Annotated in this window: 13 protein-coding genes; 5 read left to right on the plus strand and 8 right to left on the minus strand. The window is 73.9% G+C overall.

The genetic code is table 11. The features are described 5' to 3' along the window. The first annotated feature begins 55 nt into the window (after positions 1 to 55). Positions 56 to 751: a hypothetical protein gene (locus DTB53_RS12490; RefSeq protein ID WP_012380872.1), complete on the plus strand. Its 696-nt coding sequence runs from the start codon at positions 56 to 58 to the stop codon at positions 749 to 751. Between the two features lie 87 nt (positions 752 to 838). Here DTB53_RS12490 and DTB53_RS12495 read toward each other — a convergent pair whose 3' ends face one another. The 3 genes from DTB53_RS12495 to DTB53_RS12505 form a co-directional block, all read right to left on the minus strand. Next, complete coding sequence (locus DTB53_RS12495) at positions 839 to 2,323, minus strand: S28 family serine protease (RefSeq protein ID WP_012380871.1); 1,485 nt, start codon at positions 2,321 to 2,323, stop codon at positions 839 to 841. A 132-nt stretch (positions 2,324 to 2,455) separates the two neighbouring features. Next, positions 2,456 to 2,947: a hypothetical protein gene (locus tag DTB53_RS12500; protein ID WP_236586424.1), complete on the minus strand. Its 492-nt coding sequence runs from the start codon at positions 2,945 to 2,947 to the stop codon at positions 2,456 to 2,458. Between the two features lie 176 nt (positions 2,948 to 3,123). Next, positions 3,124 to 6,855 (minus strand): ABC transporter ATP-binding protein, encoded by a 3,732-nt coding sequence (locus tag DTB53_RS12505; protein ID WP_012380869.1) that lies wholly within the window; start codon positions 6,853 to 6,855, stop codon positions 3,124 to 3,126. Positions 6,856 to 7,150: 295 nt separating this feature from the next. On the opposite strand from DTB53_RS12505, the gene DTB53_RS12510 reads away from it, so the two are divergent. Further along, a complete protein-coding gene (locus tag DTB53_RS12510; RefSeq protein WP_012380868.1) occupies positions 7,151 to 7,516 on the plus strand; it encodes a hypothetical protein in 366 nt (121 codons plus the stop codon). 54 nt (positions 7,517 to 7,570) lie between these two features. On the opposite strand, the gene DTB53_RS12515 is transcribed toward DTB53_RS12510, so the two are convergent. The 3 genes from DTB53_RS12515 to DTB53_RS12525 all read right to left on the minus strand — a co-directional run bounded on the left by DTB53_RS12515 (position 7,571) and on the right by DTB53_RS12525 (position 11,891). Further along, entirely contained in the window at positions 7,571 to 9,253 is a 1,683-nt protein-coding gene (locus tag DTB53_RS12515) for a thiamine pyrophosphate-binding protein (RefSeq protein WP_012380867.1), read from the minus strand. Further along, positions 9,250 to 10,239: an agmatinase gene (speB, locus tag DTB53_RS12520; protein ID WP_012380866.1), complete on the minus strand. Its 990-nt coding sequence runs from the start codon at positions 10,237 to 10,239 to the stop codon at positions 9,250 to 9,252. Before speB ends, DTB53_RS12515 begins: the two co-directional genes overlap by 4 nt. A 131-nt stretch (positions 10,240 to 10,370) precedes the next feature. Further along, positions 10,371 to 11,891 (minus strand): sodium:solute symporter family protein, encoded by a 1,521-nt coding sequence (locus DTB53_RS12525; protein WP_012380865.1) that lies wholly within the window; start codon positions 11,889 to 11,891, stop codon positions 10,371 to 10,373. 103 nt (positions 11,892 to 11,994) lie between these two features. On the opposite strand from DTB53_RS12525, the gene DTB53_RS12530 reads away from it, so the two are divergent. After that, positions 11,995 to 13,626 (plus strand): PucR family transcriptional regulator, encoded by a 1,632-nt coding sequence (locus tag DTB53_RS12530; RefSeq protein WP_012380864.1) that lies wholly within the window; start codon positions 11,995 to 11,997, stop codon positions 13,624 to 13,626. Positions 13,627 to 13,722: 96 nt separating this feature from the next. Next, positions 13,723 to 14,574: a GNAT family N-acetyltransferase gene (locus DTB53_RS12535; RefSeq protein WP_042497142.1), complete on the plus strand. Its 852-nt coding sequence runs from the start codon at positions 13,723 to 13,725 to the stop codon at positions 14,572 to 14,574. Positions 14,575 to 14,601: 27 nt separating this feature from the next. Here DTB53_RS12535 and DTB53_RS12540 read toward each other — a convergent pair whose 3' ends face one another. After that, entirely contained in the window at positions 14,602 to 16,032 is a 1,431-nt protein-coding gene (locus DTB53_RS12540; RefSeq protein ID WP_042497138.1) for an FG-GAP and VCBS repeat-containing protein, read from the minus strand. A 178-nt stretch (positions 16,033 to 16,210) separates the two neighbouring features. Between DTB53_RS12540 and DTB53_RS12545 the strand changes: the two genes are divergently transcribed. Continuing rightward, positions 16,211 to 17,095, plus strand: coding sequence for a class I SAM-dependent methyltransferase (locus DTB53_RS12545; RefSeq protein ID WP_012380861.1), 885 nt, complete (start codon positions 16,211 to 16,213; stop codon positions 17,093 to 17,095). A 33-nt stretch (positions 17,096 to 17,128) separates the two neighbouring features. Here the strand turns inward: DTB53_RS12545 and DTB53_RS12550 are convergent, their stop codons facing one another. Beyond that, positions 17,129 to 18,055 carry a hypothetical protein gene (locus tag DTB53_RS12550; RefSeq protein ID WP_030701798.1) on the minus strand — a complete coding sequence of 309 codons (927 nt, stop codon included), beginning with the start codon at positions 18,053 to 18,055 and terminating at the stop codon, positions 17,129 to 17,131. Between the last annotated feature and the right edge of the window lie 189 nt (positions 18,056 to 18,244).

Consider the following 18,244-nt stretch of genomic DNA (forward strand, 5'->3'; position numbering starts at 1 on the left):
CGCTCGCGCGGGCCGCGCCGGGTGTACGTCTGGAGAGACGTATCGGGGGTTCTCCATGGATGAGCGCACTTTCCCGGGAGCCCGGCGCCGGCCGCCGGTTCCATCGCGGGCCCGGGTCACGGCCCGCGCCGCCGTGCCGGTCGTGCTCGTGGCCGCGCTCCTGCTGACGGCCTGCCGGGCCTCGGACGGGACGGCCGCCGACGACCGCGGGCACGCCTCCGCCGCCGCACCCGCGCCCGGCCCCGGCCCCGGCTCGCCCGGCCCCTCCCCCTACGGGGTGGTCTTCCTCGGCCCCGGCGACTGCAGTTCGCGCGGACCGGAGATCCGGGAGGTGTTCTGCCGCAGCGAGAAGGCCCTGGCCACCGTGCTCGCCCGGCACCTCGGCACCCCGGCGTCGGGCCCGCCCTGCCCCGACGCGACGGATTTCGTCCTGCATGTGTCGGAGACGGGCGCCGGGGCCCGTTCCCGGCTCACCACCGGTTACGCCTGCATGCGCAACCTGGAGCCTCCGCACCCGGGCGATCCGGGGCAGGGCGGCGGTCCGCTGACCGTGGTCGGGGACTGCGTCACGGGCTCCCGCGCGGGGGAGGTCACCGAGACCCCGTGCGCGGACACGGGCGGACGGGCACCGCGCTACCGGGTCGAGTCGGCGGTGCAACGGCGGGCGCAGTGCCCCGCCACCACGGACCTGTTCGTCGCCCTGGACGGGGACAGGCCGGTGGGCTGCGCCCACCGGTCACCGGGAGAGTGACCGGGGGACACAGCCCACGGGGACGGGCCGGGACGCCGGCGGAACCGTGCGTGGCCGGGACGCCGCCCGGAGAACCGCGCCTCGCCGTTACGGGCGCAGCGTGGCCTCGTCGCGCTCGACCTCGCCGTTGCGCAGGTCCAGCCTCTTGTCGAACTTCGCCAGCGGCTTCGCCTTGGCCGGGTCCGCCTCGACGGCCGCCGGGGCGACGCCCGCCCAGCGCAGGATGTCGGCGGTGGCCTTCGCCCGCTGGGCCTCCGGGAGACCGGAGACCCTCGAACCGTGGTTGCCGCCGGGGACGGTGTGGACGGCGCTGTCCTTCGCGCCGCGCCCGAGGCGGAAGGGCTCCGCGCTCCACGGGTCGTTCTCGCCGTTGACGTACATCATCTGCCGGGCGTTGTGCCTGACCCAGCTGTCGATGTCGCGCATGGCGCCCCGGTCGAACTTCATCGGGATGGAGCGGGGCACGAAGTTGCGCGGGGGCTGGTAGCCGTAGCGGCTCAGGTTGCCGAGCCAGGGCTGCTTGATGTCCGGCGATCCGAGCTGGGTGCCCGCCTGGTAGTAGTACGGGGTGTACGTCTGGAGACCCTGGTCGGCATAGCCGGAGAAGCCGACGATGCCGTCGACGGAGTTCCAGATGTCCTCGTCCGTCGCCTTCTTCGCGTCGGCGGGGATCTCCACGCAGTCGGCGAGCAGGCTGTACTGCCAGAAGGCGAACACGTAGTCCAGGACCGTGGCCTCGTAGGCGCGGTCGAGGGAGCCGACGGTGTTGAAGGTCCAGCCGTTGGCGGCGGCCTGCTCCTGGTACTTCTTCTGGAGCGGGGCCCGGCGGATCAGCGCCTCGCGCTGCACACCGGCCAGCTTGTCGCGGCACTCCTTCGTCCCGACGTCGCGGAAGAACCGGTCGTACGCCGAGTCCTCCTTGTCGTTGACGTCGTTGGGCGCGACGTAGGCGACGACCCCGTCCATGTCCTTCGGGTAGAAGCGCTCGAAGTACGTGGCGGTCATGCCGCCCTTGGACCCCCCGGTGGCCAGCCACTTCTTGTCGTAGATCTTCTTCAGCGCCGTGAACACCCGGTGCTGGTCGCTGGCGGCCTGCCAGATGTCCAGCTTGGACCAGTCGGCGGGGGCCGGCCGGGACGGGGTGAAGTAGCGGTACTCCAGGGAGACCTGGTTGCCGTCGATGATCTGCGTGGGCTCACTGCGGCTGGGGTTGGTCGAGACGTTGTAGCCGCTGGTGAAGAAGACCGTCGGACGGCTCACGTCCTTGTGCAGCAGGGTCAGGCGCTGCTGGAACGTGCCCTTGGACGGGCGCCGGTGGTCGACCGGCTGGGTGTAGTTGAGGACGAAGTAGCGGTAGCCCGCGTACGGCTTCTCCTCGATCAGACTCATGCCCGGGATGGCCAGGATGCGGTCCTTGATGTCCTCGTTGCTCGCTTCGCTGCCCGCGACGGCTCCGCTGCTCCGCTTCGCGGCCGGTTCCGCGGCGGTGGCCGCACCGGCCGAGGCCCCCGTGGCTCCGACCGTGCCTATGAGCACGGCGAGCGAGAGAACCCCTGTGAGTGACTTGCGCATGCACGCTCCCCTTGATTCACAACAGTCGCCGTGAACTTATCGGGGCAACACACGCCACGCCAGACCTGGTTGCCCGTGTCAGTGGGGAAGATCCGCCCCGGGGGCGAAGTTCGGCCGGCCGGGCGGCGGTGGTCAGCAGAGAATCCATCCGGTGGAGGCGGACTTCTTGCCGATCGCGCCGGTGGCCCGGACGCAGCGGTTCAGCGCGCTGACCGTGACGGGCCCGGCCATCTTCGTGTACGAGCCCTTGTCGGTGACCGCGCGACCGCCGCGCGCCTGGAGCGTGACGCTCATCGTCCGCCGCTTGCCGGGCTTCTTGGCGACGGTCACCGCGCACGCCTGCGCGCGGCTCTTGTAGACGCGCAGCTCTCCCGTGGAGAACTCGACGGTCTTCGCGGGGCGGCCGGAGCAGCCGGAGGCGGCCTGCGCGGTGGCGGGGGCGGCGAGGAGGGGGACGGACCCGGCGAGGAGGGGAAGGACGAGCAGGCGGACGAGCAGGCGCCGCGCCCTGGGCCGGGTCGGGCCGCCGGACGCCCCGGGCCCGGCGGACGTCCCCCGACCGCCGGGCGCCCCCGGTCCGGCCGGTAGCGCCGGTCCCGTCGACTCCGCAGTTCTGTCGAACACCTTCGCCCCCACCTGACGTCTGTGCGCACCCGTGCGTCCCTGGCTACGACGCAGCGGGCCCGCGGGAGGTTGCGTCACCGGGGCCACCCGGACCACGCGGCCCCGGCGTCACCCGGACCACGGGGCCCGGTGGACCAGCCGCGCGGGCCCGGTGGACCACGCGGCCCGGGGGCCGCTCAGACGCCCGCCGGCTCGTCCTCCCCTATGCCCTCGCCGATGAAGGTGCGCCACAGCCGGGCGTACCGCCCGCCGAGGGCGAGCAGCTCGTCGTGGGTGCCGTCCTCGACGACGCGCCCGTGGTCCATGACCACGACCCGGTCGGCGCGGGCGGCGGTGGTCAGCCGGTGGGCCACCACCAGCGTGGTGCGGCGGCCCGCGAGGCGGTCGGTGGCCTGGTTGACCAGGGCCTCCGTGGCGAGGTCCAGGGCGGCGGTGGCCTCGTCCAGGAGCAGGACGTCCGGGTCGACGAGTTCGGCGCGGGCCAGCGCGATGAGCTGGCGCTGCCCGGCGGAGAGGTTGCGCCCTCGCTCGGCGACCTCGTGGAGATAGCCGTCCTCCAGCGTGGCGATCATCTCGTGCGCGCCGACCGCCCGGGCGGCGGCCTCCACCCGGGCGTCGGTGGCGTCGGGCAGCCCGTAGGCGATGGCGTCACGGACCGTGCCGGCGAAGAGGTACGCCTCCTGCGGGACGACGCCGAGGCGGTGCCGGTAGGCCGTCAGGTCGAGGGTGCGCAGATCGGCCCCGTCGGCGGTGACCCGGCCGCTCGTGGGGTCGTAGTAGCGGGCGACCAGTTTGACGAGGGTCGACTTCCCGGCACCCGTCTCCCCGACGAACGCCACCGTCTGGCCCGCCGGGATGCGCAGGTCGACGCCGGTCAGGGCCTCCTCGTCGGAGCCGTACGCGAAGGAGACGTCCTCGAAGGCGATCTCGCCGCGCAGCGAGAGCACGTCGAGCGGTTCGTCCGGGTCCTCGGTCGAGGTGGGTTCGCGCAGCAGCTCCTGGATGCGGCCGAGGGAGACGGTCGCCTGCTGGTAGCCGTCGAAGACCTGGGAGAGCTGCTGGACGGGGGCGAAGAACAGCTCGATGTAGAGGAGGTAGGCGACCAGGGCCCCGACGGTCAGCGTGCCGTTGTCGACCCGTCCCGCGCCGACGATGATCACGGCGGCGGCGGCGACCGAGGCCAGCAGCTGGACGAACGGGAAGTAGACGGAGATCAGCCACTGGCCGCGTACCCGGGCCTGGCGGTAGTGGTCGCTGCGCTCGGCGAAGCGGGCGGCCCCGTCGTGCTCGCGGCCGAAGGCCTGGACGATGCGGAGACCGGAGACGGACTCCTGGAGGTCGGCGTTGACGGCGCTGATGCGGGTCCGGGCCAGCTCGTACGCCTTCACACTGCTGCGCCGGAAGAAGACGGTCCCGATGATCAGTACGGGCAGGGTGGCGAAGACGACCAGGGCGAGCTGGACGTCCAGGACGAGCAGCGCGACCATGATGCCGAAGAAGGTGACCACGGAGACGAACGCGGTGACGAGCCCGGTCTGGAGGAACGTGGCGAGCGCGTCGACGTCCGTCGTCATCCGGGTCATGATCCGGCCGGTCAGCTCCCGCTCGTAGTAGTCGAGGCCGAGCCGCTGGAGCTGGGCGAAGATCTTCAGGCGGAGCGAGTAGAGGATCCGCTCGCCGGTCCGGCCGGTCATCCGGATCTCGCCGGTCTGCGCCGCCCACTGGACGAGGACGACGACCAGCGCGATGGCGGACGCCGCCCACACCGCGCCGGTGGAGAGCCGGGAGACGCCCTCGTCGATGCCGTGCCGGATGAGGACCGGCAGCAGCAGGCCCATGCCGGCGTCGACGGCGACGAGCCCGAGGCTGATCAGCAGGACCGCGCCGAAGCCGCGCAGCAGCCGGCGCAGCCCGTAGGAGTCCTCCGGTCGCACGGCGGCGGTCTCGTCGACCTCGGGGGTGTCGGTGGCGGGCGGCAGGGCCTCGACCTGGGCGAGCAGCTCGGGCGTCGCGGGCATGCCCGCGACGGTGGTGTCCCGCTCCTCCTCCTCGCGGATCCAGAGTGCGGGGGTGATGCCGCGCTCCGCGTCGAACTCGGCGTCCAGCTCCTCCTGGAGCGCGCGGTCGTCCTCGGGGTCCGTCGCGGTGCGCAGCGGGCGGTGGCCGGGCGAGGCGCCGCCCAGCTCGTCGGGGTCGGTGAGGAGGCGGCGGTAGAGGGCGGAGGTGCGCTCCAGCTCCTCGTGGGTGCCGATCGCGGCGAGTTTCCCGCCGTCCAGGACGGCGATGCGGTCGGCGAGCTGGAGGGTGGAGCGGCGGTGGGCGATGAGGAGTGTGGTGCGACCCGCCATCACCTGCTTGAGGGCCTCGTGGATCTCGTGCTCGACCCGGGCGTCGACGGCGGAGGTCGCGTCGTCGAGGAGGAGGAGCCGGGGGTCGGTGAGGATGGCGCGGGCGAGGGCGACGCGCTGGCGCTGGCCGCCGGAGAGGGTGAGCCCGTGCTCGCCGACGGTGGTGTCGTACCCCTCGGGCAGGTCGGCGATGAACCCGTCGGCCTGGGCGGCGCGGGCGGCCTGTTCGATCTGCTCCTGGGTGGCGCCGGGGAAGCCGTAGGCGATGTTGGCGCGGATGGTGTCGGAGAACAGGAAACTGTCTTCGGGGACGAGTCCGATGGCGGAGCGCAGGGACGCCTGGGTCAGCTCGCGGACGTCGTGGCCGCCGATGAGGACGGCCCCGTGGGAGACGTCGTAGAAGCGGGGCAGCAGGAGCGAGACGGTGGACTTGCCGCTGCCGGACGCGCCGACGACGGCGACGGTCTCGCCGGGCTCCACGGTGAGCGAGAACCCGTCGAGGACGGGCCGCTCCTCGTCGTACCCGAAGCGGACGTCGTCGAACTCGATGCCGGCCGGGGCGTCGGCGGGCAGTTCCTTCGTGCCGTCCCGCAGGGAGGGCTCGGTGTCGATGAGCTCCAGGACGCGTTCCACACCGGCCCGGGCCTGCTGGCCGACGGTGAGGACCATGGCGAGCATCCGGACGGGTCCGACGAGCTGGGCCAGGTAGGTGGAGAAGGCGACGAACGTGCCGAGGGTGATCTCGCCCCGGGTGGCCAGCCAGCCGCCGAGGGCGAGCATGGCGACCTGGCCGAGCGCGGGCACCGCCTGGAGGGCCGGGGTGTAGCGGGAGTTCAGCCGGATGGTGCGCAGCCGTCCGGCGAACAGCCGGCGGCCGACCTCGCGGAGCTTGCCGGTCTCCTGGTCCTCCTGGCCGAAGCCCTTGACGACCCGGACCCCGGAGACGGCCCCGTCGACGACTCCGGCGACGGCGGCGGCCTGGCTCTGGGCGTACCAGGTGGCGGGGAAGAGGCGGGCACGGGAGCGGCGGGCGATGACCCAGAGGGCGGGGGCGACGGCGAGGGCGACGAGGGTCAGGGGCAGCGAGAGCCACGCCATGATCACCAGGGAGATGAGGAAGAGGAGGACGTTCCCGATGGTCATCGGGAGCATGAACAGCAGGCCCTGGATCAGCTGGAGGTCGCTGGTGGCGCGGCCGACGACCTGGCCGGTGGAGAGCTCGTCCTGCCGTTTCCCGTCGAGCCGGGTGATCGTCGTGTACATGTCCGTACGCAGGTCGTGCTGGACGTCCAGGGCGAGCCGGCCGCCGTAGTACCTGCGGATGTAGGTGGCTATGTAGACGAGGACGGCCGCGCCGATGAGCAGCCCGGTCCAGACGGCGAGGGAGCGGGTGTGGTCGGTGACCACGTCGTCGATGATCACCTTGGTGATGAGCGGCACGAGGGCCATGACGGCCATGCCGACGAGCGACGAGCCGAGGGCGAGCACGACGTTGCGCCGGTACCGCCACGCGTACCCGGTCAGCCGCCGGCCCCACCCCTGTTGCTCTGCGCCCGTCACGCGTTGCCTCCCGTTTCGGCCCGTCCGCCGGCCTGTCGCTGATCCAACTGTTCCACCGGTGGCCGGGGCCGCATCCCGTGCGCGTCCCGTCCGGAGCCCGCCGTCGGACCTCGCCCACCGCAAGGCACCAACGCCCGGGGCTGCGGATTTCATCCCGCCGCAACAAGCCGCAACAAAGGGGGCGGGAGACGGGACCGGGGTCCCGGGACCGGTTCGCCGCCCCGGCACGGTGGGTAGTCATCCGCGGCGGCACCGGCGGCCTCCCCGCCGGACGGCACCCGAAGGGGCGGGAACCATGGCGATCGACCGGCTCACCGAGGCCCACCGCTGCGGACGGCTCTACGCGGCGCTCGCCGCGCTGGAACGTCTCGGCGAGGGCGCGCACCACTCCCTGGGGAGGCCCGGGACACGGCGGCAGGTGTCCACCGAGCCGCGCAAGCACCTGACCGTGCACCTGTGGCAGGCGGGCCGGTATCTGGCCGCCGCCGCCGGGCGGGGCGAGGGTCCCGCCGCCGCGGTGGTGTTCCGGCAGCTGCCGGATCTGCTCCCGCTGCGCCGGGAGCTGCCCGGGGAGATCCGGGACCCGGCGGAGCGGGCCCGCTTCCAGGAGGGCGTCCAGGAGCAGGAGGCAGCGATCGGGAAGGCGCTCGCGGAGCTGTGAGCGGGCGGGCGCCCGGGTGACCGGGGCGCCCGCCGCCGGCTCACGCGCGCCGGCCTACAGGTGCGTCGGCTCGAACATCCGCAGCAGGGCCGGGAGGACGACCACGGACGGGCCCGGGGCCGCCAGCGCCTTGCCGAGGTCGGCGGCGAGGGACTCCGGTGTCGTACGGACGGCCGGTACGCCGAAGGACTCGGCGAGCGCCACGAAGTCCGGGCGGGACAGCTCGGTGGCGGTGGCCTCGCCGAAGGCTCCCGTCATGTACTCGCGCAGGATGCCGTAGCCGCCGTCGTCGACGATCAGCCAGGTCAGCGGCAGGTCGTACTGGCGGGCGGTGGCCAGCTCCGCGATGGAGTACATCGCGCCGCCGTCGCCGGAGACCGCGAGCACGGGCTTCGTCGGGTCGGCGGCGGCGGCCCCGATGGCCGCCGGGAAGCCGTAGCCGAGGCCGCCCGCGCCCTGGGCGGAGTGCATGGTGTTGGGGCGGCGCGCGTCGAACGCGGACCAGGCCCAGTACGCCAGGATCGTCATGTCCCAGAAGCTGGGCGCGGTGTCGGGCAGCGCCTCGCGGACGGCGGCGAGCACCTGCTGTTCGAGGGTCAGCTCCTGGGCGTCGATCCGGACCCGTACCTTCTCCAGCACCGTACGCACGCGCTCGGCGGCGCCCGGGTCCTCGCGGCGCTCCACCGCCTCCAGCAGGTCGGCCAGCGCCTCGCGGGCGTCGGAGTGGATGCCGAGGGCGGGGTGGTTGGACTCCAGCTTCCCGGCGTCCGCCTCGATCTGGATCACCCGGCCGCGCGGGCGGAAGGTGTGGTAGTTCGAGGAGAGTTCGCCGAGGCCGGAGCCGACGACGAGGAGGACGTCCGCGTCCTCCAGGAAGTCGGTGGTGTGCCGGTCCTCCAGCCAGGAGCGCAGCGAGAGCGGGTGCTCCCAGGGGAACGCCCCCTTGCCGCCGAAGGTGGTCACCACGGGGGCGTCGATCCGCTCGGCCAGCGCGCGCAGCTTGCCGGAGGCGTCGGAGCGTACGACTCCGCCGCCCGCGATGATCACGGGCCGTTCGGCGTTGGACAGCAGGTGGGCGGCGGTGATCGTCAGCTCGGGGCGCGGGTAGAGCTCGCGCGGGGTGGCGTCCATGGCGCTGACGACCGGCAGCGTGGTCTCGGCCAGCAGCACGTCCTGCGGGATCTCCACCCAGACCGGGCCGTGCGGGGCGGTCAGGGCGGACTCCCAGGCGGCGGCGACGGCGGAGGGGATCTGCGAGGCGGACCGCACGGTGTGCACGGACTTCACGATGTCGCGGACGGAGGCCTGCTGGTCGCGCAGCTCGTGGAGATAGCCGTGCCGCCCGCCGCCGAGCCCCGCCGTGGGGATCTGGCTGGAGATGGCGAGGACGGGCGCGGAGGCGGCGGCGGCCTCCTGGAGGGCGGCGAGCGAGGTCAGCGCCCCGGGCCCGGTGGACAGGAGCAGCGGGGCGACCTCGCCGGTGATCCGGCCGTACGCGTCGGCGGCGAACCCCGCGTTGTTCTCGACGCGGAGTCCGACGTAGCGGAGGGAGGAGCGGCGCAGCGCGTCGAACATGCCGAGCGCGTGCTGACCGGGCAGGCCGAAGACGGTGGTCGCGCCGAGCCCCTGGAGGGACTCGACGACGAGGTCACCGCCGTTGCGGCCGGCCGGCGGGTTCAGTACGGCGGCGGCCTGGGCGGCGGTGAGCTGCGGCCGGTCGTCGTGGTCGTGGCTCACTTGGCGTCCTCGGCTTCCTTCGCTTCCCGCTGCGCGGCGATCTGCCGGGACATGATCGTCGTCAGCTCGTACGCGGCGTGCGAGGCGGCCACGGAGGTGATCTCGGCGTGGTCGTACGCCGGGGCGACCTCGACCAGGTCGGCGGAGACCAGGTGGCAGGAGGAGAGGCCGCGCAGGATCTCCAGCAGTTCGCGGGAGGTGAGGCCGCCGGCCTCGGGGGTGCCGGTGCCGGGGGCGTGCGCCGGGTCCAGGACGTCGATGTCGATGGAGATGTAGAGCGGCCGGTCGCCGATGCGCCCGCGCAGCTGGTCGGCGATCTCGTCGACGCCGCGCCGCATGACGTCGGCGGAGGTGACGATGCCGAAGCCCATCTTCTCGTCGTCGGTCAGGTCCTGCTTGCCGTAGAGCGGGCCGCGGGTGCCGACGTGGGAGAGGGCGGAGGTGTCGAGGATGCCCTCCTCGACGGCCCGGCGGAACGGGGTGCCGTGGGTGTACTCGGCGCCGAAGTAGGTGTCCCAGGTGTCCAGGTGCGCGTCGAAGTGGAGCAGGGCGACGGGCCCGTGCTTCTTGGCGACGGAGCGCAGCAGGGGCAGGGCGATGGTGTGGTCGCCGCCGAGGGTCATCAGGCGTGCGCCGGTGCCCAGCAGGTCGTCGGCCGCGCCCTCGATGGTCTCGACGGCCTCGTTGATGTTGAACGGGTTCGCCGCGATGTCGCCGGCGTCGGCGACCTGCGCGAGGGCGAACGGGGAGGCGTCCTGCGCCGGGTTGTACGGGCGCAGCAGCCGGGAGGCCTCACGGATGGCGTTGCCGCCGAAGCGGGCGCCGGGGCGGTAGGAGACCCCGGTGTCGAAGGGCACGCCGACCACGGCGACGTCGGTGCGGCCGACCTCGTCGAGCCGGGGCAGCCGGGCGAACGTCGCGGGCCCGGCGTACCGCGGGACGCGGGAGGAGTCGATGGGGCCGCGCGGCGCGTCGGTGCTGCTCATGGGGTGTGCCTTTCCTTCGGTTTCGTACGGTGTCAAGTGTGCGGTCTTCTCAGCCCGTGCGGCGACGCTCAGCCCGTGCGGCCGCATCAAGCCCGTCCGGCGATTGAGGACGCCTTTGAGCCCGGCCCAACTCAGCCCGTGCGGCGATTGAGGACATCGGTGGGCTCGGCCGGATCCGGCGCAGGGGTTCCGTCCTCGAACGCCGGACGCGCTGGGTTGCCCGCGAGGCGTTCGCGCCACGCCGCAAGCACGGCCGCGTCCGTCGGCGGCGTGGCCAGCGAGACGACCACGTACACGGTCAGCGACGCCAGCAGCCCGTAGTAGATCGGCTGGTTGGCCAGAATCCCGTAGTGCCCCATCAGCCCGATCACCGCGAGACCCCCCACGCAGACCGCCGACAGCGCCCCGGCCGCCGTGCCGCGCCGCCACAGCAGCCCGCCGATGATCGGCACGAGCAGCCCGCCGACCAGCAGGTTGTACGCGACGGTGAGCGCCTCGACCACGTCGTTGAGCGCGATGGCGATGAGGATGACGCCGATGCCCATGATCAGGATGAAGGCCCGGTTCCCCTTGACCTCGTCGACCTCTTCGTGCGGCCCCTCGCCGCCCGCGCCCCGGCCGACCACCCCGCGGATCCGGGACCAGATGTCGTTGTTGGCGACGGTGGCGCAGGCGATCAGCGCACCGGAGGAGGTCGACATCACGGCGGCCAGCGCGGCGGCGAGCACCAGTCCGCGCACGCCGACCGGCAGCTCGTCCTTGACGATCGTCGCGAAGGCGGAGTCCGGGCTCGCCAGGTCCGGGTACATCACCTTGGCGGCGGTGCCGATGACGGCCCCGGCGATGGCGTAGACGAGGCAGTACGTACCGGCGACCGTGCCGCCCCAGCGCGCCGTCCTGTCGCTGCGCGCGGTGAAGACGCGCTGCCAGATGTCCTGCCCGATGAGCATGCCGAACGTGTAGATCAGGACGTACGTGAAGATCGTCTCGCCGCCGATGCCGAGCGGGTCGAAGTACTCGGTGGGCAGCTGGGCCTTCATCTCGCCGAAGCCGCCCGCCTTGACGACGGCGATCGGCAGCAGGAGCAGCAGCACCCCGATGGTCTTGACGACGAACTGGACCATGTCGGTGAGCGTGATCGACCACATGCCGCCGAGCGTCGAGTACGCGACGACGATCGTGCCGCCGAGGACGATGGCGACGGTGCGGTTCACATCGAAGAGGACGTCGAAGATGGTGGCGTACGCGATGGTCGAGGTGACCGCGAGCATCAGGGTGTACGCCCACATCACGACGCCGGAGATGATCCCGGCCCGGCCGCCGTAGCGCAGGTCGAGCATCTCGGAGACGGTGTAGACCTTCAGCCGGGCGATCCGCGCGGAGAAGAAGACGGACAGGGCGAGGAGCCCGAGGCCGATGGTGAAGACCATCCACGCGCCGGAGAGGCCGTACTGGTAGCCGAGCCCGACACCGCCGATGGTGGACGCGCCGCCGAGGACGATCGCGGCCATGGTGCCGGAGTACATCCCCGGCCCGAGGCGGCGGCCCGCGACGAGGAACTCGCTCTTCGACTTGGCGCGGCGCATGCCCCACCAGCCCATGGCCAGCATGCCGGCCAGATAGGCGACGATCACGGCGTAGTCGACAGCCATGGGCTTCCCTCCGTCTCGCGGAACAGATGTACGTGCGAGGAAGACGGTAGGTGGCCGAAAGCCGACGCTGAAGTGTACGTTTCCTCCCATCGCGACGCACTGAATGGATGAACCGTCCATGCCGAACTCCGCCACGGGCGCCTCGCAGCCGACTCCGCCGGCCGGCCCGCCGACCCCGCCCATCCCGCTGGCGGAGCTCCTGGCCCGGGAGGAGCTGGGCCTGCGCCTGATCGCGGGCCCGGCCGAGGCCGATCTGCTCTGGGTGCACACGTCGGAGATGGCCGACCCCTATCCGTACCTCCTCGGCGGCGAACTGCTGCTGAGCGCGGGCGTGCTGCTGACGGACCCGGACCACTACGTCGGCCGACTGGTGGAGGCGGGGGCGGCGGCGCTGGGATTCGGGGTGCGGCCGGTGCACGAGACGGTGCCCCGGGCCCTGATCGAGGCGTGCGACCGGGAGGGGCTGCCGCTGCTGGAGGTGGGGCCGAAGACCCCGTTCACCGCGATCGCGCGGGCGGTCTGGCGGCTGATGGCCGAGGCGCGCCACCGCGAGCTGCGCCGGGTGACCCGCGCCCAGCAGGCGCTGGCGACGGCGGCGGCCCGCCCCGACCCCGTAGCGGCGGTCCTGCACCAGCTCGCGACGCAGCTCGGCGGCCGGGCGGTGCTGCTGACGGCACGGGGCGAGGAGGTGCACGCGGCGGGCCGCGCCCCGGTCGAGGAGGTGCGCGCGGCGGGCCGCCGCCCGGACCAGGAGGCGGCGGGCGCCCTGATCCGGCTGGCCCGGGTGGTCGCCCGCGAACGCCCCGGCTCCCCGTCCTCGGCCACCGACACCCACGGCGGTACCCACCTGTCCGCGTACGCGCTGGGCGGCGGTCAGGGCCTGGTCCTGGCGCTGGCGACCCGGGGACGGGAGTCCGGCGACCACACGGTGGCGGGCATCGCGGTGGTCCTGCTCTCCCTGCTGGCCGCCCCCCACCAGGGCGCGGACGCGGCGGGCCGGTCGGCGGCCCTGGTCCGCATGCTCCTGGGCGCCTCCCCGGCCGAGGTGGCGCCGCTCCTGGGCTCCACCGACCCGGACGCCTCCACCGGCTCCTGGACGGTCGTCCACGCCCGCCGCGCGGACGGCGCCCCGGCGGACGCCCTGACGGCCGGGGCGCTGGGCGCGTCGCTGGGCACCGCCCTGGTCGACGCGGGACGCGGGCCCGGCGAGGCGGTACGGCTCCTGCTGCCGGGCGGCGGAGAGGGGCCGGCGGCGGGCGACGAGCCCCGGAACGGCGATCCCGCGGCGCCCGCGGCTCCCCCCGGGCGGGGCTCACCGCCCGGGGGGATCCGGCTCACCCCGCAGCCCGGCTGGACGCTGGGCGCGTCCGCCCCCACCCCGGTCACCGCTCTCGACACCGCCGACGCCCTGGCCGCCCGTGCCCTGGCCCACGCACGGGCGACCCGGTCCCCGCTGACGGTGGACTCCCCCACGAGGGGCCTCGCCGCGCTGGTCCCGCCCGAACAGGCCGCCGCCCACGCCCGCGCCCTCCTCGCCCCGCTCACCGCGCCGCTGGCCGAGACCCTGCGCTGCTGGCTCTCCCTCCACGGCAGTTGGGACCGTACGGCGGTGGCCCTCGGCGTCCACCGCAACACCGTGCGCCAACGCATCGGGCGGTGCGGGGAGTTGCTGGGCGCGGACCTGGACGACATGGACGTACGGACGGAGTTGTGGTTCGCGCTGCGGCAGGGGTGAGCCGGGGCGGTACGGGGCGAGGGGCACCGCGGCACTCCGCCCGGGGAAGCGGACGGCCGGATGCCCCGGGCGGGTCGGCGCACTACCCTCGCGCCCATGCCTCCCGTCGTGCGACGCACCCTGTCCCCCATCGAGACCCCCCGGGCGCTGCGCGCGCTCGGCGTGTGGACCCCGGCCGACGCCCCGGCGGGGAGCCTGCACCCCGGGGACGTGGGCTGGCTGCTGCGCCACGCGGACGCGACGGTCCACCTCTGGGTCGACGCCCGGGGCGCGGGACGGCCCGACCCCCGGCTCGACCCCCGGCACGACGCCGCGGCGCCCGTCGCGGTGGGGTTCCTCGACGGGCGCGTGCTCCGGGTGACGGCCGCGCCCGACGCGGATCTCGGGGCGCTCGCGGCGGACGCGCAGGAGTTGCTCGTACCGGGCAACGACTGGTCCGACGGCCTGCCCGTACCGGGGTGGCGCCCCGACCTGAAGGAGAGCCGGCTCGTCCTGTCCTGGACCCCGGAACCGGTGACCACCCGCGCCGAACCGGTCGGCGAACCCGACGCGGCCGACCGGGTGCTGGTGCACCGGGCGGCTTTCCCGGGGTCGAAGTTCGCCCTGAAGCACTGGGAGGCGATGCGGGCCTCCCCGGCGGGCCACCTGGCCGTGGAGACGCTCGTCCGCACCCCCGCCGGAGACCCCGCCGCAGCCGCGACCGGCTGGTTCGCGGGCGCGGGCCGGTGCGGCCTGCTCGAACCGGTCGGCACCCACCCGGACCACCGCGGCCACGGCTACGGCCGCGACGCCGTACGGGGCGCGTGCGCGGCACTCGCCGACCGGGGCGCGAGCGCGGTGGCCGTCCTGACGCCGGCCTCCGACGAGGCGGCGGTGGCGCTCTACACGTCGGCCGGGTTCACCGTCCTGCGCGAGTACCGCGACTGGAAGCGCCCCGACCGGGGGTGAACCCCGCCTCTTCGGCGGAACGCCGGGTCACCCCAGCAGACCGCCGAAGCGGACCGCCGACGGCTTGACGCCCAGGGTCGACTCGCCGAAGGAGACGCTGCCCTTCGCGACCGGGCCCGTACGGCTGCCCTTGAGGAGCCAGACGCCGCCCTGGTCGGTGTTCTCCCCGGGGGCGGCCACCGCGAGCGTGGCCCGAACCCCCTTGGCCGGGGCCACCACGTGGACCTCGCCGCCGAACGCGTCGCCCGGCTCGTCGACTCCGGGGACGTTCGCCGTCGACTGGCCGATCACCTTCGTGCCGGCGCCCGTGATGCCGGTGGCGCGGCCCTTGAAGACCAGGACCCCGCCGGCGTCCTCGGCCGCGCCCACGTCCTCGCCCGGCAGGCCCACGACGACCTCGCCGTAGCCGTCGCCGTCCAGGTCCCCCACCGCCGCGCTCGCGCCCATGGCGTCGCCCTTCTCGTCGGCGCCCGGCACGCCCGCGGTGGCCTGGGTGATCCACTTCGGCTTCACCGCGGTGTTCTGGCCCTTGGGTCCGCCGAGGACGACCGCCACGGCGCCGCCCTTGCTCGGGAAGTCCAGGTCGCTGTCCATGCCGGTGGGCTGCCGGGTGAAGACCAGGTCGGGGTAGGCGTCGCCGTTGACCGAACCGACCGTCATGGAGGAGTGCGTGAGGGAGGTTCCCGGCGCGGTGACGATGGGGGTGCGGGTGAACCCCGTCCCCGTCGACAGGTACAGCGACCGGCCACCGCAGTCCGGCTCGTCGTTGCAGCCGGTGCTCACCAGCAGGTCGTCCTTGCCGTCGTTGTTGATGTCCACGGCCTGCACGCCCTCGAAGACGATGGCGCCGTTGTCGACGGTGAGCGCCGTGCGGGTGCCGCCGACGGAACCGTCCGCGCCGATGTTCTCGTCCAGCACCACCTTTCCGTCCCACTCGGCGTGGTCGATGCCGGCCGCGTCGATCCGGCCGTCGCCGTCGAAGTCTCCCAGCGCGTACCCCTGGCCCTGATACGCGACGGCCCGGGTGCCGAGGCCGCCCTTGCCGCCGAACAGGATGATCCGCGGGCCCTTGCCGGCCGAGACCAGCAGGTCGGTGTAGCCGTCCCGGTCGATGTCGGCCGGGGTACCCGTGCCGAAGCGGGCGTTCGCGGCGGCCGTGCCGGGAACCCCGGAGGTGTTCTGGTGGATCACCCGGTGCCGGGCCGGGCTGACGCCCTGCGCGTCGCCCGGGTAGACCACCAGGTACCCGGCCTTCTTGAGGCCGGACGCGGTTCCGTCCGGCACCGAGGCGTACATGTCCTCGTAGCCGTCCCCGTTGAAGTCGACCTGCTGACGCGCGGCGGAGACCGGCGCGGCGGCGGTCGCCGTACCCGAGAGGGCCGGTACGGCCGCGGCCGTGGCCGCGAGCGTCACGACGATCGCGGAAGCGGTACGGAGCCGGAGCCGAGAAGTCTTCATCGTTGTTCATCCCCCTGATGTGCCTGCGTGCTCACTGGTGAGGAAGACCATCCGTACGGCGAATGGTTGTGCGCTCCGGGGCCCGTGCCCTTGCGTACGAGGGCGGCTCCGTCGCCATCTTCTTGCGCTTGCGGCAAGATCGCATGCATATGGCGCAAGTCCCCGTACGCTCGATTCCATGGCTCACGGACACCAGCACCAGCACCAGCACCAGCACCAGCACGAACATGCGGCACACGCCCGCGGCTCCGACGCGACGCCGAACGGTCTCCCCGAGATCCTCGATCTCGACGCCGCCCTCTTCGCACCCCACCTGACCGCGCTCACCGGGCGTATCGCCTGCCTGGCCGGTGACGACGTCCGGAGCGTCGTCGACCTCGGCTCGGGCACCGGGACCGGCACGTTCGCCCTGCTGGAGCGGTTCCCGACCGCCCGGGTGACCGCCGTCGACAGCTCCCCCGAGATGCTGGAGCGGCTCGCCTCGGCGGCCCGGGACCGGGGGCTCGGCGACCGCGTGCGCACGCTGGAGGCCGATGCCGGTGCGGGGCTGCCCGGGGTCGCCGACGCCGACCTCGTCTGGGCGTCGGCGTCCCTGCACCACCTGGACGACCCCGCCACCGCCCTGGCCGGCATCCGCGCCGCGCTGCGCCCCGGCGGCCTGCTGGCCGTCGCGGAGGTGGACGGGATGCCGACCTTCCTGCCCGAGGACGGGGAGCCGGGCGCCCTGGAGCGGCGCTGCCGGGAGGCCCTCGACGGCCTGCACGCCGAGCGGTTGCCGCATCGGGGGGCCGACTGGGGTTCGCTGCTGACGGCCGCCGGCTTCTCCGTCGAGCAGGAACGCGCCGAGCCGTGGGAGCTGCGCGCCCCGCTTCCCGAGGGAGCCGGCCGGTACGCCTACCTCGTCTTCGAGCGTGTCCGCGACAGCCTGGTCGGGCGCATCTCGCCGGAGGACCTGGCCGCGCTCGACCGGCTCGTCGACGGCGGGCCCGAGGACGTGCGCCACCGGGACGACCTGGTCGTGCGGTCGATGCGCGAGACGTGGATGGCCCGCCGCCCCGTCTGACGCCGGGGCCGGTGCGGGCGGGCCGGTCCGGCGTCAGACGGCGCGCAGCTCCCATCCCCGGGCGGTCCGCGTGACCTCGCGGAAGCCGTGGCGGCGCAGGGCGTCGATCTCGTCGCGTTCCTCGGGGCAGGCGCAGGTGAGGAGCCGGTCGATCCCGCAGAGGGTCAGCCAGTCCCGGGCCCGGGCGAGCAGCCGGGCGAGGATCTCGTCCGCCCCCTCCGGAGCATCGGCGTCCAGCTCGACATCGGCCAGCTCCGCCAACCCGCCGCCCCGCCCGACCCGTTCGGGACGGTCGAGCGTGGTGTCCAGCTCCAGGTGCCCGAGCACGCGGTCACCGGCGAGGGCGGTGAAGCGGGTGCCGAGGGGGCCGAGCGTGCGCAGCAGGGCCGGGCTCTCCCGGCCGGCCCGTTCACCGGGCTCGGGAAGGTCGCTCACCTCGGCGAGCAGCAGCACCTCCGTGGCGCCCGTGTGCACGAACCCCGCCCGCTCCAGCGCTGAGCGGACGTGCGGCCAGGCAGCGGGGACGCCGTACACCCCCGGGCAGGGAAGTGCCCCGTCGGCGTGGACGCTGCGAGCCCGCCACCGGGTGGCGGTCGCCAGGCACGCGGCGAGCAGGCGGTCCGCCGCCTCCGAGGAGACGGGGTCGCCGCCGGGGTGGTGCACGAACCAGGGGACGGCGACGGCTCCCCGGTAGTCGGGGCCGACGTCCGGCTCGTCGCGGTAGCGGTGCAGATGGGCCGCCGCGACGACACGGCCGCGGTGCTCGGTCACGAGCGTGAGGCGCTCCGCGACCCACGGATCGACGACGTACTCGTCGGGCCGCGCCTCAAGGCTGCTCAGGACGGTGTTGACCGAGGTACTGACGCCGGGAAGCACCGCGGCGGCATGGCGGTTCACCAGGTCGGTCAGCTGGTGGCGGTCACTGCGGCGGAAGGTGCGCACGGCAGGGGAGAAGGACATGGCGATCCTCTGGAGAGAAGTGAGGGGAGACCGCCATGCGATGCGGCACACCGCGACGCTAACAGATGCGGGGAAGGGCGTCCGGCCCGGACGGTGCGACGGCTTCCACCGCTTCCAGGGGGTGGTGCGCTCCGGTCACGTGGTGGCCTCGACGACGGCGCCCGCCGAGACCGCCGCCACGGTCCGCAT

The sequence above is a fragment of the Streptomyces griseus genome (assembly GCF_900460065.1).
Taxonomy (GTDB): Bacteria; Actinomycetota; Actinomycetes; order Streptomycetales; family Streptomycetaceae; genus Streptomyces; species Streptomyces griseus.